This window comes from uncultured Campylobacter sp. (assembly GCF_938039245.1).
Classification (GTDB): domain Bacteria; phylum Campylobacterota; class Campylobacteria; order Campylobacterales; family Campylobacteraceae; genus Campylobacter_A.
Window position 1 is genome coordinate 43,180 of sequence record NZ_CALHVN010000005.1, and the last position, 19,097, is coordinate 62,276.

The window sequence follows — 19,097 nt, forward strand, 5'->3', positions numbered from 1 at the left end:
TACTAAATTATAAAAAGCGCGCTTTTTATCTAGCTTTTTTATTTAAATTCAGGTATTATCTCTTAACCGATTTATCGGGAATTTGATTTAAGGAAACGTTACTGTGAATATTTACGTCGGTAACTTGTCATATCGCATGACTGAGGCAGAGCTTAAGGATACATTTGCGCCGTTTGGCGAAGTAAAACGCGCGAAAATCGTCAAAGATCGCGACACGAATCGCTCAAAAGGATTCGGGTTCGTCGAGATAGAAAACGACGCAGATGCGCTAAAGGCGATCGAAGCGCTAAATAATAAGGAAGTAGGCGGCAGAGCTCTAAGAGTAAACGAATCTAAACCTAAAGAATAAACAGGCCGTCAAATCTGACGGCTTTTAGCTAATTTTTAAATTTAAGCTTTTTAGTTAAATTTCATTCCAAATGAACCAAAAAATCACATCTCGTGTCGCTCCGACGCCAAGCGGCTTTTTACACGCGGGCAACGTCTATAATTTCTTGCTAACCTATCTTTTTACTCGCGCTTTTGACGGGATTTTATATCTACGTATCGACGACTACGACTTGCCGCGCTACCGCAGGCAATACGTGGAAAATATCTTTCGCGTGCTTGATATGTTGGGCATTGATTTTGACGGCGGACCCGGCGGAGTGGGGGAATTTGAAGCCAAATTTAGCTCCAAATTTCGCCTCGGCGCCTACCAAAACGCTTTAAAAACGCTTGAGCAAAAAGGAGTTTGTTACGCTTGCGAGTGCTCGCACTCGATGAAAAGCTCGTTTGAAAACGGCATTTATACGCGGGTTTGTGCGGAGAAAAATCTTAAATTTAAAAAAGACGAAACGGCTATGCGACTACGCACTATCGACGGAGCGCAAATTAATGTCCGGCAAAATTTGATAAATTTTGACGCTTTGGGGCGCGGCTCCGGCGGGAAGGCAAGCCTGGCGGACGGGCTTTGGGGTAATGCGCAAAAAATACAAGACGGCACGGCAAACGGTTTAAAAAAATTGACAAACTTTCGCGGCTTTGGCGGAGACAAACCAGACGATAAGAAATTTAACCTAAATGCTATAGAAAATCCAGAAGAACGCATTTTAAATTCGGCAAATTCGGACGGTTTAAATTTGACTGACGAATCGGCGTTTGAGGCGGAAAAATTCGCCCAAGCCCAAAGCGTAAATTTGGCTCAAATTTTGGGCGATTTCGTCATTTGGAAAAAGGACGACACGCCTGCTTATAATCTCGCTAGCCTCGTGGATGACGAGATTTTGGGCGTAAATTTGCTCGTGCGAGGCGAGGATCTGCTCGCGTGTTCGGCGGCGCAAAAATACGAGGCGCAGATGTTAGGATACGGTTTTGAAAGTTCAAATTTCATCCATCACGGCCTGCTAGCGCATGGCGGCAAAAAGCTATCCAAAAGCTCGAGCGCACCGGCGGTGAGCATAGCGGACGGCGCCAAAATCCACTATAAATTCGCCGCTTTTAAACTCGGCCTTGACGCGTCAAAATGCGATACTTTGTCAAATTTGCTTGAGATGTTTAAAGAGAAATTGGGCCGATAAATTTAGGCGCTTTGCGTTCTTGTTCGGATTATTTTTAAAATTTAAAAAGCGCGGTAATTTTTATCGGTTTTGTACCAAATTTTGATTTACGGGCGATAGCGGAGTCGCTAAAATAAATTTTAGCGTTTCGGACGGGTCGTTTGCGGCAGAGTTAAAATTTGAGCACAAATTTACGTCCGCGAGGCTGCGTCAAATTTACCGCTCAAATTTGGGCTAAATTTAGAGCCGTAAATTTAAGCCGAGTCGTCCGAGCCGCAGGCATAAAATTTGCCTCTAAATCACGCGTTAAATTTGAGTTTAAATTTGACGAAAAGCCCACACCAGCAGCCTATTTACCGCGTTTAGCTAAATTTAAGCTAGACCGATTTATCCGCCTAAAAGCAAATTTTTTGTAAAATTAAAAGCATTAAAAAGGACGAAAAATGAGCGATTTTACAGATTTTACGCACCTGCACCTGCACACGGAGTATTCGCTGCTAGACGGCGCCAACCGTATCAAAGAGCTAGCTAAAACGCTAAAAAAACAAGGCGTCAAAGCCGCAGCCATCACCGACCACGGCAATATGTTCGGCGCTATAGACTTTTATAAAACGATGAAAAATGAAGGTATAAAGCCGCTAATCGGCATCGAAGCCTACATCCACAACGGCGAGGAGCTGGGAGATAAAAGCACCAAACAGCGCTTTCACCTTTGCCTCATCGCCAAAAACGAAATCGGCTACAAAAACCTGATGTATCTAAGCTCCATGAGCTATATCGAGGGGTTTTATTATTATCCGCGTATCAACAAAAAGATGCTAAAAGAGCACAGCGAGGGTATCATCTGCTCCTCAGCGTGCCTGCAAGGCGAGGTGAACTGGAACCTCAACCAAAGCGAGCGAAATTTGCGTTTCGGCGCGGGCGGATATGAGGCGGCCAGGGAAGCCGCGCTATGGTACAAAGAGGTCTTTGGCGATGATTTTTACCTCGAGATCATGCGCCACGGTATCGGCGATCAGCGTAGGATCGACGATGAGATCTTGCGCCTAGCAAAAGAGCTAAATATCAAGGTCATCGCAACTAACGACACGCACTATACGTTTAAGCAAAGAGCCGACGCGCACGAGGTTTTCATGTGTATCGCGATGAACAAACTGCTAGACGACCCAAACCGCCTACGCCACAGCGTGCATGAGTTTTACGTCAAGACGCCTGCGCAGATGAGCGAGCTTTTCGCCGATATCCCAGAAGCTATCGCAAATACGCAAGAAATCGTAGATAAATGCGACCTCACGATCAAACTAGGCGACGCGACGCCGCCGAATTTTAAATTTACGCTCGAATACGCCGCCGAGCGAAATTTGAGCCTGCCAGAGCCTGATAAACGCTACAGCATACCAAACGATAGCGTGCTGTTTGAGCACGAGTGCAGGCAGGGGCTAGAGGAGAGATTGAAATTTATCCCGACAGAGCGCCACGAGGAGTATAAAACCCGTTTGCAGCGCGAGATAGATATCATAAACAAGATGAACTTCCCGGGCTATATGATGATCGTTTGGGACTTTATCAACGAAGCCAAAAAGCGCGGCGTACCGGTAGGCCCGGGGCGCGGCTCGGCGGCTGGAAGCCTCGTGGCATATAGCCTAAAGATTACCGACCTTGATCCGCTGCCGTATAACCTGCTTTTCGAGCGTTTTTTGAACCCCGAGCGCGTGAGCATGCCCGATATCGACGTGGACTTTTGTCAAAACCGCCGAGGCGAGATCATCGACTACGTCATCGAAAAGTACGGTAAATTTAACGTCGCGCAAGTTATAACCTTCGGTAAGCTACTGGCAAAAGGCGTCATCCGAGACGTCGCGCGCGTATGCGATATGCCGTATGCCGAGGCCGACGCGATGGCTAAGCTCATCCCCGACGAGCTAGGCATCACGCTAGAACAAGCCTTTGCAAAAGAGCCAAAGATCGGCGAGCTGATAGCAAGTAACTCAAATGCAAATAGAATTTGGAAATTCGCCCTTGACCTGGAGGGTCTAAACCGAAACGCCGGCATGCACGCAGCAGGCGTGGTTATCTCAAACGAGGAGCTGTGGAACAAAACCCCGCTCTTTCGTCAGCCAAACGCCGAGGAGGATCACTTCGTCACGCAGTATAGCCTAAAGTACCTAGAGGACGTTGACCTCATCAAATTTGACTTCCTGGGGCTAAAGACGCTAACCGTGATAGATAACGCCGTCAAGCTCGTAAAAAAGAGATTCGGCAAAGAGATCATCTGGGAACAGGTCAATAAAAACGACCCTAAAACCTACGAGACGATCAGCAGCGGTCAGACGCTGGGACTGTTTCAGATAGAGAGTGAAGGTATGCAAAAAGTCGGAGCCGATATGCGCCCCGACTGCTTCGAGGATATCATCGCGATGATCTCGCTTTACCGACCGGGTCCGATGGATCTTATACCTGATTTCATCAAGCGCAAGCACGGGTTAGAGCCTATCACGTATATATTCCCCGAGCTTCAGCCGATCCTAGAGCCCACATACGGCGTTATCGTATATCAAGAGCAGGTTATGCAAATCGTGCAGACTATCGGCGGCTTTTCGTTAGGAGGCGCTGATCTCGTGCGCCGCGCGATGGGTAAAAAGATAAAAGAGGAGATGGATAGGCTAAAGGGTAAATTTATCGAGGGGGCTGAGGCTCAGGGGCTAGACGGCAAAAAGGCCGACGAGCTGTTTGAGCTTATTTTGCACTTTGCTTCGTACGGATTTAACAAATCCCACGCCGCGGCCTACACCTACGTGACCTTTCAAACGGCGTATCTAAAGACCTACTATCCGGCCGAATTTATGGCGGCTCTCATCACGAGCGAGGAGACCAACGCCGATAAGATTTCGCGCTACATCGACGAGTGTAAGCGCCTAGATATCGCTATCCTGCCGCCGTCGGTCAATAAATCTGCCAAAGAATTCTCAGTCGTTAGCGAAGGCGGCAAGGACGCCATCATCTACGGCCTAGGCGCGATAAAAGGCGTCGGAGGCGCGGCAATAGAAAATATCTTAGAGGAGCAGGCTAAGGGCGAGTTTAAGGACATCGACGACTTCGTCTCGCGCGTGGATAACTTTAAGGTAAATAAAAAAGTCTTTGAAAGCCTGATAAAATCGGGCTCGTTTGATAGCTTCGGCCTAACGCGCAAGATGATGCTAAACAACCTAGATAACATCATAGAGGCGTGCAAAAACGCCGCTACTATCAAGAAAAACGCGGCGGAGAGCCTCTTTGGCGACGACGAGAGTATGGCGACGGTTAAAACTAGTCTCGTGCGCGACGACTCCGAGCTAGAGCTAAAAACTAAGCTCAAATTTGAGCTAGAAAGCGTGGGTATCTATCTCTCCGGCCATCCGCTAGACGAGTACCGCGAGCAAATCTCAAAGATAAACTACACGCTAAGCGATAAATTTGACGAGCTACCCGAAAACGGCGAGATGCTGCTTGTGGGCAAGATCGAGGATCTCACGACTAGGATCAGCAAGAAAAACGGCAAAAAAATGGGCACGATCGAGATGCTGGATTTTCACGGTACGGTCGAGATCGCGGTCTTTGACAGAGGCCTTGGGGCGGTCGAGTCAATGAGTGCCGATGAGCGCGATCTGCCGCATGCGTTTAAGGTTCGCTACTCCAAAGACGGGCAGTTTATGCGCATAAATTTGGATAAAATTTTGACTCTTGACGAGGCTATGGGTATGGACTTTTCGCATCCGCTCGAAAAATACAAAGAGCAAATCGAGCAGATAAAACACACGCCTAGCAAGGACTTCGGCAAGATAGATAAAACGAGCGAAATCCTAGTCGTCGGCAAGATCGCCGAGATCGCTAAAATCCCCAGCAAAAAAACCGGCAAAGAGTTTATGATGCTAAGCATTATGGACCTTTTTAGCACGTTTAAGGTCGCGGCGTTTGACTCCGAAAAAGGGCTCATCGAGAGCCTAAGTGAGGAGCAAAAGGACGCTCCGTTAGCATTTAAGGTGCGTTACTCGCGCGACGATCAGGGCGCTCGCATAAATCTAATCGACGTCGTGAGCCTAGAGGACGCGCGCGATATGAATTTCCAAAGCAGAAGCTTTAAACAGCGCAAGGAAAGCAGCGGCGCTAGCTACCAAAACGGCTCGGTACCTAGCGAAAGCAGAGGCAAAAGAGAGCTTGAGGATCTGGTGTTGGAGCTAAATTTGGATGAAACGGGCAAGGACCTCATCACGCAAATTTACCGCGCCGCCATCGGCGAACACCGCGCCGCAGCCGATAAAAACAACAAACGCCTGATTATCCGTATCAAGGACGCGCAAGAAGGCCGCGCGCTGGTTTATACGACGGAGTTTATCGTGGGAGAGGGGTTTGAGGATAGGGCGCTAGGTTTAAGGCAAGCCGTTTAGATTTTTAAATTTGACGGCTTGTCTTTTTGGTTTATACTTCGCTGCTTTTAAATTTAGCTCGGTCATTACCCGCACGGTAGCTTCCGTCGTAAAATTTAAAAGCGGCTTGTCTCGCGAGTGCTTTGTGAATTCAAATTTAACGACGCAAGATTAGTCAAATTTGACTGATTTATCGGCAAGCTTTGGGATTAAATTTAAAGAAAACATACGAGAAAGCGTGCCAAAAGAGCTAACGAGGCTTGAAAAAGCATACTAAGACTCGTGGGTAAATTGCAGAAAAAGCAAAAGCCGGACGTAAGAATCTAGCCGTTTTCTTATAAATTTGGCTTCCAAAGCCGTCTTTTTGCTTTCAAATGATACAATTCTGATTTCAATTATTACATTTTGTCTTTAAATTTGACGGGAGCTCTTATGAAAAAACTGGTTTGGTTAAATCCTGTTGTAAAAAACATCTACGACTTTGCGGCGCTTAAAGAAATTTTGCAAGATAAAGGTTTTAGCGTAGTAGAGTGCGAAAAGGACCACACCCAAAGTGTAAAAAACGCATACAAAAACGCTCTTGCGCAAAGCAAGCTTATCTTTGATAGTCGCTGTCCGAGGGCTGTAAATTTCGTCAGGGCGAATTTCAAAGAACAGGCCGCTCTCATCTCAAATTTAAACCCCATTTTGATAGAGAGCGCCATTGAGCTTAGCTCAAAGCTAAAAGAGGACGAGTGGCTCTACGTGACGACACCCTGTGAGGACTTGGCCCAGCTTGGTAGGGGACTAAATTTGGAGCGAACCACATTTTTGACATGGAAGAGCTTTAGAGAGCAAAACGCTATAAATTTAAAGATGCGTAGTATCGAGCAAAGTCCGATACCGCCGGGTTTTTTCGCAAATTTGGGCGTAAAAACCTTAAGCCTTGATAGCAAAGAAAAGATAGAAAACGCCCTTTCATATAAATTTAGCGAGCTTAAAAACTACCGGATCATCGAGCTTTTGTACTGCGAAAACGGCTGTCACAACGGAGATGGGCTGTGAAGGAAATTTTCAAAAAGAGCATTTTGATCCTAGCGATCTTTGCCATCTGGCAGGTCGTTTGCGAGCTAGAAATTTTCACGCCGTATATCTTGCCAAGTCCGGCAGCGACGCTAAAGACGATGTATGGCATGAGCCTAAGCGGCGAGCTTGCTACGCATACGATCATCAGCTTTAAGCGTGTATTTGCAGGATATGCTCTTTCTTTTGCCCTAGCGCTCGTGCTTGGCGGTATAGCTGCGCTTTTGCCAAAGATCAGCGTTTATTACGAGTGGATACTAGAGTTTTTTAGAAACATCCCGCCGCTTAGTTTGATAGCCATTTTGGTGCTTTGGTTTGGTATAAACGAGATGCCAAAGATCATTATTATCATCCTGGCCTCGTTTTTCCCGATGTTTCTAAGCATCCAAAAGGGGCTAACGAGCTGTGATATAAAGCTTATCGAGGTTGGTAAAATTTTTGGCTTTAGTAAATTTGAGATTTTTTACAAGATCATCATAAAAAGTGCGCTAAAAGATATCTTCGTCGGCATGCGAATAGGCTTTGGCTACGCTATGCGCGCGATCATAGGAGCTGAAATGATAGCGGCTTCAAGCGGGCTGGGATATCTCATACTTGACGCAGAGGAGCTTTCGCGCGCGGATAGGATATTTGTAGGGATTTTTACTATCGGCATTTGCGGCGTGCTCATAGATAGGCTCTTTTTGCTTTTGATAGCGAAATTTAGCCTTTTGCGAGGCGATAAATGATAGAAATTTCAAATTTATCCAAGCATTTTTTTATAGGCGAAAAGCGTATCGACGTTTTGAGAGAACTAAGCTTAAGCATAAAAAAAGATAAGATCACCGTCATACTCGGCAGAAGCGGATGCGGCAAAACGACGCTTTTACGCCTCATCGCCGGTCTTGAGAGCGTAAGCCTAGGCGAGATAAAATTTAAAGAGCAAGCAAAGATCGGCTTCGTCTTTCAGGAAGCCCGCCTCATGCCGTTTCTAAACGTCTATGAAAACATCGTATTTGCGCTTAAAAAGCATGAGATAGAGGCTGCAAAGATCGATAGTTTGATATCTATGATAGGGCTTAGCGACTTTAAATTTGCCGCAGTTTCACAGCTATCCGGCGGTATGAGCTCGCGCGTTTCGCTTGCTAGAGTGCTTGCGTATGAGGCAAATTTGATCCTTATGGACGAGCCGTTTGCTGCGCTTGACGCATTTACTAGGGCTAGCATGCAGGCTGAAATTTTAAAAATACAAGCCGACAAAACCATCCTTTTCGTCACTCACAACATCGATGAGGCGCTATTTTTGGCTGATGAGATCATCTTGCTTGAAAAGGGCGGGATAAAATCAAACTACGACCTATCAAATTTAGCAAGGCCAAGAGATCTGCTAAGTGAGGAGCTAATAGCCGTAAAACGCAAAATTTTGAGTGAAATTTAGAATAAAAAATGATAACTAAAACTAAAATGAAGCAAAAAATTATATAATTTATAAAATTTTTAAAGGAGCAAATATGAGAAAGTTTTTCAAGGTTTTGTGTGCGGCCTCTTTGTTTTGTCTAGTCGCAAACGCAAGCGAAGGCTTAGATAAGATCGGCATGACCTACGTCAAATCGCCGCTAAACGTCCCATCGATCGTCGATAAATTTAAAGGCTTTTACGCGAAGTCTTTTGGCGTGCCGGTCGAGTACTCCGAGATCACCTCAGGTGCGAAACAAACGCAAGCGCTCGCTTCAAATTCACTCCAGTTTCTAAACTGCGTGGGCGGCACTTCGGTTATACTAGCGGCTGCAAATAAGGCTGATATAAAGATCATAAGCGCCTACTCAAGGGCGCCAGAGGCATTTGTGATATTTTCTAAGGACCAAAACATAAAGTCGCCAAAAGATCTAAAAGGTAAAAAAGTAGCAGGCCCAAAAGGCACGATCTTAAACGAGCTTTTGGTTAGATACCTAGCTCTTGGAGGGCTTAGCATAAATGACGTAGAGTTCATCTCTATGGGCATCCCGGCTGCGCAAGCCGCAGTTGAAAACGGCAGCGTCGATGCAGCGCTTCTTGCAGGACCAGCGGCCTACAACGCTCAAAAATCAGGCCTAAATATAGTGACAACCGGCAAAGGCGTCATCACTCCAGTCATCGTCACTGCCACAAGCGGGGAGTTTTATAAAAAGCATAAAGACGTAGTTGAGAAATTTAAAAAGGCTCAGGACGAAATTTTAGACTACATCAAGGCGAACGAGGACGAGGCGCTTAAATTTACGGCTGAAGAGACGGGGCTAAGCATAGAGGCGGTAAAGAGCATGTATCCTCAGTACGACTTTAGCTCAAAGATCACGGCTGATGATATAAAAGCCCTTGAAGCTACGCAAGAATTTATGCTTGAAAGCAAGATGATAGAGCATAAAATAGATATAAAATCGCTTCTACTAAACTAAATTTAAAGGGCAAATTGCCCTTTAATTATCCTCTGTGCCTTGCAAAAAGGTCCAAATTTGCATTATAATAGTAGCAAACTTTGCGAGTATAAAAGTAACCGTTTTAGCTTGGAAAGATAAGGAAATGAAGCTAAAACTAATAAAAAGATACGCTGCGGACGAGTTTAGCTACTAAATTTTGAAAAATAAATTTAAGATAAAAGTCCTGCGCGAACCGATCGGCGTAGGCATTAGCCTCGCAAGAGCGCTAGGAAAATAAATTTAAGGTAGAAAATGAAAAATTTGACTATGTTGATACTTTTTGCTATCGCGGCCATGGCGGGCGAGCCTAAAAAAGGCGAACTCAGCCCCGAAAAGGAGGCGTTTTTAAGTGCGCGCTACGAAACGCTTAAAAAATCGTGCGCCCAAAAGGACGCTAGAGCCTGCAAACGCGTGATCTTTTTTTATAAAAAAGACGAACTCAAATATAACGAGCATGAAGCTCAAACGGCGATGCAGACTTTGCTTGACGCGTGCAAAGAGGGTAAAATTGACGCATGCATGGAGGCAGGCAAAATACATATAGAAAATAAAAATTACGACGCGGCAAAAGAACTTTTGCTGCCTGCGTGCCTAAGCGGTCATTACGACTCCTGCGCCGTTTACGGTAGATATTTGGAAAAACACTCGCCCGCTAAAAGCAAAAAGCATGCACAAAAGATATATGAATTCGCCTGCGACAAAAACTCGGCGCTAGGGTGCGAAAATTTGGGGCTTTTGCTTCGAGCCGAACCTTACTTGCATGACGAACCGCAGGATTTGCCAGGATATTTTTATCTAAAAAAAGCCTGCGAAATAGATGCTAGAAGATGCCTTTCTCTGGGTATTTCGTCTTTGTCGTACGATCCTGAGGATGCCATAAAAGCACTCACTAGAAACTGCTTTGAGTCGGATATGTTAGCTGGTTGTATTATGCTTACGGAGCATCATAAACGAGGTGCTTTATACGCCTTGGACGACGCTGAGGCAAAGCGAGTATACGCGCGCCTTTGCGAGCGAGCGCCGTATAAGAAAGAATATTGCCAAGCGGCGCAGTAAATTTAATCTCGCTTGCGTTTTGATTTAGGGCAAATTTAAACGGGCGATTAAAATTTACCGCGCTAAATTTAGGCGAGGCTCTTAGCCTGGGATAAAATTTAAAGATTAAGGAATAAAAATGGGTAAAACGGCCTTGGTCGTAGGAGCTACGGGAGCGGTCGGACGAGAGATAGTGCGCGGGCTTTGCGAGGATGAAAACTACTACAAAATCATCGTTTGGGCGCGCAGGGAGCTAAATTTTAGCCACGAAAAGTTAGAGACTCAAATCATAAATTTCGACGAGATCAAAGATATACGGCCGCGCGAGATAGACGAGATATTTTGCGCGCTGGGCACGACGATGAAGCAAGCCGGTAGCCGCGGGCAGTTTTATAAAGTGGACGTGAGCTACCCCGTAAATATCGCAAAATGGGGCATCGCATCAGGTGCGCGCCGTTTCGCGCTCATCTCGTCGCAGGGCGCAAACGAGCGGTCGAGATTTTTTTATCTGCGCGCAAAGGGCAAGGCGGAGAAAAAGATCGCCGCTCTGGGTTTTAAAAGCTTGCAAATAGCGCGGCTGCCTGCGATAAAAAGCGAGCGCGAGCAGGTGCGTATGGGCGAGCTCTTTACGATTTGGCTGTTTGGGCTTTTGCCGAAGTTTATCTTAACGAACTACCGCCCGATGAGCGCAAAAGATATCGCGGCCGCCGTCATCGCCGCCGCGCAGACGGACGCTAATGGCGTGCAAATTTATCATCCAAGAGAGTTTATTTATAAGTAAAAGCGTAAAGGCGATTTTAGATTTAAGCTTTTAAAAACGCCGAAAATGCGCCTGCTATTTTAAAATAAAAAATCGGCCGGATTTTGCAAGGCGCGCGGGCTTATTTAAATTCGGCCCTTGAGCGCGGTTTAGCTATTTGCTCGGTAGCGGACAAAAGTCGGGTGCGTCAAAAAGAGGCTCGCGTTTATGTTTGGCTATTTGTTTGGTCGCGGCCAAAACGCTGCTAGGACGACTTTTGCGCCATAAGCCGCCTAGTAGGTAGCGCGAGCCTGCACGCAGTTTCCTTGCTCGCGCAAAAATCAAAACGCCTACTTAAAGACTATGCCGGATGCGGTAAAATCCATTTGCTCAGGTTCGACGTTTGGTAGCGATCTAAATACCGACCCACCGATCACCTCTTGCCAAATTCTAAATACATAAGATTTATTCTATTGTGATATAATTTAAATTAGAATGATTAAGGGGAAAATTAGTGGAAAATGAAAATGTACCGGCTTTATATAGCCAATGGTGTGAAATTCTAAAAGATATATTAAAAAATAATGGCATTAATAATTTAGACGACATAGCAATAGGTGAAATACCAATGTATTTCAAAGAATATATTTTTAGAACCTTGCAAGATGGCTTAAAGCATAAAGTATATTTTTCGAAACAATTGCAAAATAATCTAAAGTATAACAATTTCAAAACAGTCATAGAAGATATAAAAAATAAAGCGCAAGATGGACAAAGGCTAACTCAATATCTATCAAAAGGTATTGTAAAGAATTTAAAAGAACCAGACAAACTACTAAATGATTGGGGTATTGTTCATATGCATTTATCAAATGATATACAAGCTGATGGTTTTTGCAAGAGAACAAATGAATTATTATTTGTATATAGAAATTTTTTAAATTCGACCGACATGTATTTTTTAGACATCTTTGAGCACGGTAGATGGAACGAAAAAGAAATTGTTGAAATCATTCATAAAAATTGGCCAGAATCTATTAAACGCTTCAAAATTGATTGTCTAGAGATATGCCACAATCCAACAAACAACGAGATAAAAGACTTAAGAAAATCAAACATTAATTCAGCAATTGAACTTAGCGATGGAACTGCTTATATGGCGATTGGCGGTGGAATGACTATGACTGGTACAAATATGTGGTCTATGATGGATCAAATTAACAGCTTAAAATTTTTCAGAAAAATAGAAAAAGAAATAGCAGAAGAAAGTGGTATCTCTGCCGAGAACCTATCTCTCACTTTAGAAAATGGAAAATTAGTTATAAAATCAAATAATAGAAATATTTGCGATATTCAAAGTCCATATGATAGTATTTTAGAACAGTTTTGATATTATTTCACTAATTAGTACTTAAATAAGAGCAATATATTAATATTCTCACTTTAAAGCCATTAACATAAATTAAACCGCTTCCGCGCGTAAAATTTCGCTGTGAATTTTAGGCGGCATCCCAAACATCCTTGCGTATTCGCGGCTAAACTGCGATGCGCTCTCATATCCCACGTCAAATGCAGCCTGCGCAACGCCGATCTTTTTGGTCGCGAGCAGATTTTTTGCCTCTTCTAGGCGGATCTTTTTTTGAAAAGCTATGGGGCTTAGCGAGGTTACGATTTTGAAGTTATGATATAGCGAAGACTCGCTCATATCGCATTCGCGCGCAACATCTTTCATGTTTAGTTTTTGCGAAAACTCGTTTTTTATCTTTGCTACGGCTTTTGAAATTTTATTCGAGACGCTGCCTTGCATCGCAAATTTACTTAAAAAATAGCCGCTTTTATCGTTTGTTACGAGCGTGTAAAGTATCTCTTTTTTAGCAAGGTCTGAGAGAAATTTGACCTTCTCTTTCGGCTTTTCTAGTAGCCAGACAAACCTCAAAACAGGTTCTAAAATTTCATCCGTTATCTCGCCAAAGAATATGCCTTTTTCGCTTTTTTGCAGACTCTGCTCTTTTACGTCCACGCCTTTTAGCACTTCATAGACCTCATCAAGGCTAAATTTAATGCGAAGCGAGATGTATGGTTTCTCTTTTGAAGCGTCTGTTAGGCTTATATTTAACGGTACATGAGTAGAAGCTAGCGCATAAGTCTGCTCGTCGTATCCGTGCATATCATCGCCAAAGCCGATCGCCTTTGCTCCTTGCAGTATTATGCACAATGACGGCTCATAAACCGCGCTGATAAAATCATGCGTTTTGTCGCTGATTAAAAGTCAAGCGAGTCGATCTCGCTCTGCTCTAGGCAGTTTACGCCGCATCTATCTAATAAAAACTCTTTTGTCTGCTCTTTTAGTAAATTTACATCAGCCATTTTTACGCCTCCAAACTAAATTTTGCAAAATTATACAACTTTTTAGAAAATTTGCAGGATTAGGCATGAAATTTAGAGGATCGTTCTAACGTAAAATTTAAAATACAGATATAATACACCACAACAAAACGATATGCGAGACGCGAAAATCCAAAGCTCACCAAAATATCAAAAAATTTAAAGGAGAAGAGATGAATCTTAAGAAATTTGCGGCGACGCTTGTAGCGTCAAGTTTTATTTTAGGAGGTAATGCAATGGCTAACACAAACGTGGCAAAATCACCGCTAGAGGCGGTATCGATGGTAAGCGAGTGGGACAAAGTTTTCGCTAAAAGCGATAAGGTAGATCACAAGAAAGTTAAATTTAAAAATCGTTACGGCGTGGAGATCGTCGGCGATCTTTATACGCCTAAAAATTTGCATGGTAAAGCTGCCGCGATCGCAGTTAGCGGACCTTTTGGCGCAGTCAAAGAGCAATCAAGCGGCCTTTACGCCCAAACTTTGGCCGAGCGCGGCTTTATCACGCTTGCCTTTGATCCAAGCTACACCGGAGAGAGCGGCGGCGAGCCAAGAAATTTAGCAAGTCCGGAGATAAACACTGACGATTTTAGCGCTGCGGTGGATTTTCTAGGCACCCAGAGCAATATAGATCGAGGTAGAATCGGCATTTTAGGCGTATGCGGCTGGGGCGGCTTTGCTCTAAACGCAGCTCTTGCCGATCCTCGCATAAAGGCGGTTGCGACCAGCACGATGTATGATATGACGCGAGTGATGGCAAAAGGATACAACGATAGCATAGGCGCCGATGAGAGATATGAAACTAAAAATAAGCTAGCCGAGCAACGCTGGGTCGATGCTAAAAATGGCAAACCGGCATATACTGGTGCGATAAACGTTGATCCAAAAAAGGTAGACGCAAGCACGCCGCAGTTTATCGCTGAGTATGCAGACTTTTACCGCACGCCGCGCGGATATCACAAGCGCTCCGTAAACTCAAACAGCGGAGAGAGCGGCTGGATCGTCACAAACCCTATCTCGTTTATAAATATGCCGATCCTTGCTTACGCAAGCGAGATGAGGACTCCAACTCTTATCGTAGCAGGCGAGAAAGCGCACTCAAGATACTTTAGCGAGGACGCTTTTAAATCTCTCGGCAATAAAAATAAAGAACTAGTTATCGTCCCTGGCGCCGTGCACACAGATCTATATGACAATAAAAATAACAAGATCCCATACGATAAATTTGAGGAATTTTTCAAAGCAAATTTGAAATAAACCGCTACCCCTGCACCTTACAGGGGTAAATTCGAGAGATAAGGGAGGTAAAAATGAGAAAAATTTTAGCCGTCTTTATGCTTTTTGCTGGGTTAAATTTAGCAGCAGGAGAGAAAATGCAAAATTTAAAGATAGTCCTAAAGAGCTCTAACGGCGAAGCGACAGCTATCCTAGATGATACGGTAGCGGCAAGAAGCTTTGCCGCACAGCTACCGCTAACGCTAAATTTAGAGGACTACGGCGGGCACGAAAAGGTCGCTAAGTTGCCAAAACCGCTTGATATAAGAGGCGCTCCGAGCGGCAGCGACGGCAAAAAAGGCGAAATCTCGTACTTTGCTCCGTGGAATAACTTTGTCATCTACTACGGCTACCAGCCTTACTACGAAGGTATCGTGCGCCTGGGCGTGATCGAGGGCGATGTGAGCTCGGTCGCAAAAGACGGGCAGATTAAGATCGAACTAGCCGAATAATAAATTTAATATGGAGCCATATTTTAGGGCAAAAAGAGCTCTCGTAGGGCGCGCTAAAAAGCGTGCATATGTGTTTAAATAAAATTACGCTTAGCCCTGAAGATAACGCTAAATTTGAAGAAATTTTGATCAAGTAGATGAGAATAAGCCTCGCCAAAGAAAGCGGCATGCTGGCGCTTTGTGCCTTCACGCTAAAAGATGCGCCGAGCCAGTGGATATTTTTTGAAATTTACGCTGGCGAGGCCGCGTATGAGGCGCACAGGCAGGCGCCGCATTTTAAGGAGTTCTTGTAGGCGCGCGACGATATGGTTGCTATGTTTGAGAGTTTTGCGCTAAAAAAACAACTACTCTTTTAGCAAGATGAAGCCCCGCAAATAAAAACTAAATTTAACGGTTTTGTGAGAGCGTCACCGAATGCGTTGGCGTAAAAAACGTCTCAAACTAGATTTTAAAAAAGGAGAAAAATGATAGACATTAGGTATTTTAGGTTTGTTTTCGCGTTTATTATGGCGCTTTTTATGTCGCTTATCATCTCAGGCGTACTTACATACGTAAATTTGGGGTTTGCCGATGGTTTTTTTGGCATTTGGATGGCCGGTTACGCAAAAGCTTTTGCCGTGGCGTATCCTAGCATACTTGTAATCGCGCCGCTAACTACGAAGATTACCAAAGCTATTTGCGTAGATAAATCGCAAAAGTAAATTTAGCGGCTAAATCGTTGCTAAGCCTTGGGCGTAAGGCCAGCATGCCCTTATAGGTGCGCGGTTTAAATTTAAACGCAGAAGCTGCGCGTAAAAAGCAAAATCACCTAAGATAATAGGCAGAAGCGAAAGCAGCCTTGTCTGAAACGGGACTAAGGGCGGACTTTTGTGGACGCGAACGACTTGTTTTTTAACGGTTTGTCGGCGACATAAGCAGAGCATAAATTTAAACTCGGTTCGGCGGCATAAATTAACGCTCGCGGGCGAATTTAAAGAGTAAATTTATCGCGCCTTGCTTAACGTTGGGCGGCTTTATTTGCCGCTAGAGCGTAGATTTGCTTTTAAATTTAAACTTAGCCTGAGTTTGCGGCGTAAAATAAATTTAGCAAACCTCGCCGCTTAATTAAATTTTATCCCTCGCACGACTTGCGCGCCAAGACCCGTTTGCATATGCCGCAAAAACATCGCGTGATAAAAATCCCCCTCGTGTCCCGGCGCGTCGTAGGTGGCGACGAGGCTTGCCGGTACGACGACTCTGCGCCTGATATTTGCCTCGTTTGCGCTAAGCTTTAGGTGCGAGACTAGCTGATAGACGCACAGATCGGTGCAGTCGCCTAGTACAACGAAGGTGTTTATGTGCGGATTTTGCGCGATAAACGCGTTAAATTCGGCGCAGTAAGCCGCGCTCAGGGAATTTTTGCGAAAGATTTTTATCTCGTCAAAAAACGGCAGATCGCGCAGCTGCGGTATCGTCTTTGCGCCATCGGTGCCTTTGATAGCGTGGGGCGGAAATGCGTCAAACTCCGCGCAGTTTGCCTCGTGACTATCCTCGAGCAGCACGAGATTTCTCGCACCCGCCGCGTAAGCCGCGCTAAAAGTCCGCGCTATACCGTCCGCAATCGCGCCCACTCGCGGGCTAGCTAGCGGCCCCATGCTGCAAAATCCCTCTATCATATCCACGCTGATAAATGCGGTGTTTGCCGCGTCGCCCGCTAAAAGTTCGCTAAATTTAATCTCCTTTAGCTCCTCAAACCACACCGCCAAATCCTCTAAAATTTTCGCGTCAAATTTCATTTTCTCTCCTTGTTTTGATTGTTTTTCGTTCGTTGTTCGGCTGGCCGAAGCCAAACCTTCCGCCGCCCTAAATTTTGCGTTCAAATTTAAACTCCGCCTAGAGCATCAAATTTTATCAAATTTACCGCCTAGCCGCGCGTCTTTGCGGGCAAATTTACGCAAAAGCTCTTTGGCTCAAGCTCGATCTCGATACTGCCGCCGTGGGCCTGGACGATCTGCAGGCATAGGTGCAACCCAAGGCCGTTGCCCTTTAGTTTGCTTGTTTTAAAGGGCTCAAAGACCATGGCTTGGTTTTTGATCGGCACGCCGCTATCGGTCACGGCAAATTTATGTTCGCCCTCGCGCTGCTCGTAGTCTATGCGCACCCAGCCCTCGTCGTCCTCGTTTTCCTCGACTGCATCGATCGCGTTAAACAGCATATTTTGAAACACCATCGCGAGCAGATCGCGGTCGCCCACGTAGGGTAGGTCGGGGAAATTTAGGCTAAATTTGATCTCCTTGCCGTAGGTGTAGCACTCTATCGCCGCTTCGCACTCGCTTTTTAGCTCGGCTAGGTTAAATTCGCGCGCGTTTATCGTTAGGCCTTTGGTAAAAAGCAATGTGGCCTTGATGATGCGCTCAACGCGCCAGATCGCCTTTTGCATCTGCTCGACGACGGGGCGAGCGCGCTCGTCGGCTTTTTTTATCAGCGTGGAGGCTAGCAGCGAGATCGAGCCAACGGGGTTGCGTATCTCGTGGGCGAGGTGGGCGGCGACCTGCCCCATCGAGGCTAGGCGCTCGGTGCGCTTTTCGGTCGTTATGTCGGTTGCGGAGATGATTTTTTTGCCCTCTTTTTGGGCGATTTTGATTAGATAAATTTGCCCCTCAGCGCTTATCTCGCCTTCCTCTTGCGGGATAAATTTTAAAATTTGCCCGAGTTTTAGGGCTTCCGAGTTTTGTAAAAATATCTCGCCCGCCTCGTCCAAAACCCAGATCGCATTGGGTAAAATTTCCACGATATCTTTGATGAAGCCTTGCAAACTCGCATAGGACGCCGTTAGATTTTTGTACTCGCGCTCTATCAGATAGGTCTGCTCGATCAGGCTTTTTAGTCCGTCCTGGACGCTGGTTTTATCTATCTGGGTCATAAAAGCTCCTCGAAATTTTCTAAATCAAAAAGTAAAATTCGGTCGTTTTTTAGGCGGTGCACTTCGTTGCTAAAGCCGCTTTTGGAAAATAGCGCGACGGCATCGGGCTCAAAGCCTAGCCGCTCGCATTTTTTAAGGAGTAAATTTACCACGTTTTTGCAAATTTTATGCTCTTTAAATTTAGCTTCTCCGACGATGATACGTCCGTCTAGGCTTAAAAATATATCTATCTCGATATTTTTCGCCCATAGGCTGCGCACCCGAGCGGGCTGGGTACCTAGTCTAAACGCCAAAAGCTCGCGGCAAAGCAGCTCAAAGCCAAAGCCCGCGTACGAGTCGAACTCTCGCCTGATAATCTCCATCAAAGCGCCTTTTTCGCCGTTTTTTAAAAGGGCTAAATTTGGTTCGATGAAATAAAACCAAAATCTAGTAAAATTGTCGTTAAAGACCACCTTATCCTGCGCTTTATCGCGCTCGAGCAGCTTTTTGGCTTTTTGATATTTGCTTTTTACGCGCGGTTTTTCCAGCGTCTTTTCTATGCTAACTACGCCTAAGTTTATCGCGGCGGCGTAAATTTTTAGGATGAGAGGGCGGGGCAGAAATTTATTTAGAGCGTATTTTTTGCGGTCGTTTTTAGCAAGCTTGCAAAGGGCAAATTTAAGCTCGTTTTCAAAAGGCGCGTCAAAGCTAAATTTGAGCGACAGATCTTCAAATTTATCTAAAATTTCTTTTTCTATCGCCTCGAAAATATCGTAATAACTCGCCTCAAATTTTAGCGCGTCAAAGACTAGATGAAAGTAAATAAGCTGCAAGATATCAAGGTGCTTAAAGCGCGCGTAGCTTGATTTTAAGGCGTAGATTTTCGCTCCTTTTTA

The 19,097-nt window shown here is 45.0% G+C and carries 19 protein-coding genes; 15 read left to right on the forward strand and 4 right to left on the reverse strand.

Going from position 1 to position 19,097, the window contains the following annotated elements:
• Positions 1 to 103 precede the first annotated feature (103 nt).
• From Q0218_RS01440 to Q0218_RS01490, 11 genes are all read left to right on the forward strand, one after another.
• The gene (locus tag Q0218_RS01440) at positions 104 to 349 is read left to right on the forward strand and encodes an RNA-binding protein (RefSeq protein ID WP_002948394.1); all 246 of its coding nucleotides are present in this window, start codon (positions 104 to 106) and stop codon (positions 347 to 349) included.
• A gap of 70 nt (positions 350 to 419) precedes the next feature.
• On the forward strand, positions 420 to 1,559 hold the full coding sequence (locus tag Q0218_RS01445) for a glutamate--tRNA ligase family protein (protein WP_297965566.1): 1,140 nt from the start codon (positions 420 to 422) through the stop codon (positions 1,557 to 1,559).
• 158 nt (positions 1,560 to 1,717) lie between these two features.
• Positions 1,718 to 1,954: a hypothetical protein gene (locus tag Q0218_RS01450; protein ID WP_297965568.1), complete on the forward strand. Its 237-nt coding sequence runs from the start codon at positions 1,718 to 1,720 to the stop codon at positions 1,952 to 1,954.
• Positions 1,955 to 1,981: 27 nt separating this feature from the next.
• A complete protein-coding gene (dnaE, locus tag Q0218_RS01455) occupies positions 1,982 to 5,962 on the forward strand; it encodes a DNA polymerase III subunit alpha (RefSeq protein ID WP_297965570.1) in 3,981 nt (1,326 codons plus the stop codon).
• 411 nt (positions 5,963 to 6,373) lie between these two features.
• Positions 6,374 to 6,985 (forward strand): hypothetical protein, encoded by a 612-nt coding sequence (locus tag Q0218_RS01460; RefSeq protein WP_297965572.1) that lies wholly within the window; start codon positions 6,374 to 6,376, stop codon positions 6,983 to 6,985.
• Positions 6,982 to 7,731, forward strand: a complete 750-nt coding sequence (locus tag Q0218_RS01465; RefSeq protein WP_297965574.1) for an ABC transporter permease — start codon at positions 6,982 to 6,984, stop codon at positions 7,729 to 7,731. The genes Q0218_RS01460 and Q0218_RS01465 overlap by 4 nt, the downstream gene beginning before the upstream one ends.
• Positions 7,728 to 8,420, forward strand: coding sequence for an ATP-binding cassette domain-containing protein (locus Q0218_RS01470; protein ID WP_297965576.1), 693 nt, complete (start codon positions 7,728 to 7,730; stop codon positions 8,418 to 8,420). Before Q0218_RS01465 ends, Q0218_RS01470 begins: the two co-directional genes overlap by 4 nt.
• A 73-nt stretch (positions 8,421 to 8,493) precedes the next feature.
• Positions 8,494 to 9,414, forward strand: coding sequence for an NrtA/SsuA/CpmA family ABC transporter substrate-binding protein (locus tag Q0218_RS01475; RefSeq protein WP_297965578.1), 921 nt, complete (start codon positions 8,494 to 8,496; stop codon positions 9,412 to 9,414).
• 273 nt (positions 9,415 to 9,687) lie between these two features.
• Entirely contained in the window at positions 9,688 to 10,491 is an 804-nt protein-coding gene (locus tag Q0218_RS01480; protein ID WP_297965580.1) for a hypothetical protein, read from the forward strand.
• Positions 10,492 to 10,609: 118 nt separating this feature from the next.
• Entirely contained in the window at positions 10,610 to 11,251 is a 642-nt protein-coding gene (locus Q0218_RS01485) for an NAD-dependent epimerase/dehydratase family protein (RefSeq protein WP_297965581.1), read from the forward strand.
• Positions 11,252 to 11,723: 472 nt separating this feature from the next.
• Complete coding sequence (locus Q0218_RS01490) at positions 11,724 to 12,599, forward strand: hypothetical protein (protein ID WP_297965583.1); 876 nt, start codon at positions 11,724 to 11,726, stop codon at positions 12,597 to 12,599.
• A gap of 72 nt (positions 12,600 to 12,671) precedes the next feature.
• Here the strand turns inward: Q0218_RS01490 and Q0218_RS01495 are convergent, their stop codons facing one another.
• Positions 12,672 to 13,424 carry an AraC family transcriptional regulator gene (locus Q0218_RS01495; RefSeq protein WP_297965585.1) on the reverse strand — a complete coding sequence of 251 codons (753 nt, stop codon included), beginning with the start codon at positions 13,422 to 13,424 and terminating at the stop codon, positions 12,672 to 12,674.
• Between the two features lie 406 nt (positions 13,425 to 13,830).
• Between Q0218_RS01495 and Q0218_RS01500 the strand changes: the two genes are divergently transcribed.
• The 4 genes from Q0218_RS01500 to Q0218_RS01515 all read left to right on the forward strand — a co-directional run bounded on the left by Q0218_RS01500 (position 13,831) and on the right by Q0218_RS01515 (position 16,021).
• On the forward strand, positions 13,831 to 14,850 hold the full coding sequence (locus tag Q0218_RS01500; protein WP_297965587.1) for an alpha/beta hydrolase: 1,020 nt from the start codon (positions 13,831 to 13,833) through the stop codon (positions 14,848 to 14,850).
• Between the two features lie 53 nt (positions 14,851 to 14,903).
• The gene (locus Q0218_RS01505) at positions 14,904 to 15,320 is read left to right on the forward strand and encodes a cyclophilin-like fold protein (protein ID WP_297965589.1); all 417 of its coding nucleotides are present in this window, start codon (positions 14,904 to 14,906) and stop codon (positions 15,318 to 15,320) included.
• A 137-nt stretch (positions 15,321 to 15,457) separates the two neighbouring features.
• Complete coding sequence (locus tag Q0218_RS01510) at positions 15,458 to 15,613, forward strand: antibiotic biosynthesis monooxygenase (protein ID WP_297965591.1); 156 nt, start codon at positions 15,458 to 15,460, stop codon at positions 15,611 to 15,613.
• Between the two features lie 171 nt (positions 15,614 to 15,784).
• Positions 15,785 to 16,021 carry a DUF2798 domain-containing protein gene (locus Q0218_RS01515; RefSeq protein ID WP_297965593.1) on the forward strand — a complete coding sequence of 79 codons (237 nt, stop codon included), beginning with the start codon at positions 15,785 to 15,787 and terminating at the stop codon, positions 16,019 to 16,021.
• A 399-nt stretch (positions 16,022 to 16,420) separates the two neighbouring features.
• Here Q0218_RS01515 and Q0218_RS01520 read toward each other — a convergent pair whose 3' ends face one another.
• From Q0218_RS01520 to Q0218_RS01530, 3 genes are all read right to left on the reverse strand, one after another.
• Positions 16,421 to 17,095, reverse strand: a complete 675-nt coding sequence (locus tag Q0218_RS01520; RefSeq protein WP_297965595.1) for an isochorismatase family cysteine hydrolase — start codon at positions 17,093 to 17,095, stop codon at positions 16,421 to 16,423.
• Between the two features lie 128 nt (positions 17,096 to 17,223).
• Positions 17,224 to 18,222, reverse strand: coding sequence for a HAMP domain-containing sensor histidine kinase (locus tag Q0218_RS01525; protein WP_297965597.1), 999 nt, complete (start codon positions 18,220 to 18,222; stop codon positions 17,224 to 17,226).
• Positions 18,219 to 19,034, reverse strand: coding sequence for a DUF234 domain-containing protein (locus Q0218_RS01530; protein ID WP_297965599.1), 816 nt, complete (start codon positions 19,032 to 19,034; stop codon positions 18,219 to 18,221). Before Q0218_RS01530 ends, Q0218_RS01525 begins: the two co-directional genes overlap by 4 nt.
• Positions 19,035 to 19,097 lie beyond the last annotated feature (63 nt).

What these genes read in the sequence shown, in the direction of transcription:
- Q0218_RS01515 (WP_297965593.1), top strand. Translation starts at nt 15,785, where the DNA reads ATGATAGACATTAGGTATTTTAGGTTTGTTTTCGCGTTTATTATGGCG.
- Q0218_RS01445 (WP_297965566.1), top strand. Translation starts at nt 420, where the DNA reads ATGAACCAAAAAATCACATCTCGTGTCGCTCCGACGCCAAGCGGCTTT.
- Q0218_RS01505 (WP_297965589.1), top strand. Translation starts at nt 14,904, where the DNA reads ATGAGAAAAATTTTAGCCGTCTTTATGCTTTTTGCTGGGTTAAATTTA.
- Q0218_RS01460 (WP_297965572.1), top strand. Translation starts at nt 6,374, where the DNA reads ATGAAAAAACTGGTTTGGTTAAATCCTGTTGTAAAAAACATCTACGAC.
- Q0218_RS01475 (WP_297965578.1), top strand. Translation starts at nt 8,494, where the DNA reads ATGAGAAAGTTTTTCAAGGTTTTGTGTGCGGCCTCTTTGTTTTGTCTA.
- dnaE (WP_297965570.1), top strand. Translation starts at nt 1,982, where the DNA reads ATGAGCGATTTTACAGATTTTACGCACCTGCACCTGCACACGGAGTAT.
- Q0218_RS01470 (WP_297965576.1), top strand. Translation starts at nt 7,728, where the DNA reads ATGATAGAAATTTCAAATTTATCCAAGCATTTTTTTATAGGCGAAAAG.
- Q0218_RS01485 (WP_297965581.1), top strand. Translation starts at nt 10,610, where the DNA reads ATGGGTAAAACGGCCTTGGTCGTAGGAGCTACGGGAGCGGTCGGACGA.
- Q0218_RS01480 (WP_297965580.1), top strand. Translation starts at nt 9,688, where the DNA reads ATGAAAAATTTGACTATGTTGATACTTTTTGCTATCGCGGCCATGGCG.
- Q0218_RS01520 (WP_297965595.1), bottom strand. Translation starts at nt 17,095, where the DNA reads ATGAAATTTGACGCGAAAATTTTAGAGGATTTGGCGGTGTGGTTTGAG.
- Q0218_RS01525 (WP_297965597.1), bottom strand. Translation starts at nt 18,222, where the DNA reads ATGACCCAGATAGATAAAACCAGCGTCCAGGACGGACTAAAAAGCCTG.
- Q0218_RS01500 (WP_297965587.1), top strand. Translation starts at nt 13,831, where the DNA reads ATGGCTAACACAAACGTGGCAAAATCACCGCTAGAGGCGGTATCGATG.
- Q0218_RS01510 (WP_297965591.1), top strand. Translation starts at nt 15,458, where the DNA reads ATGAGAATAAGCCTCGCCAAAGAAAGCGGCATGCTGGCGCTTTGTGCC.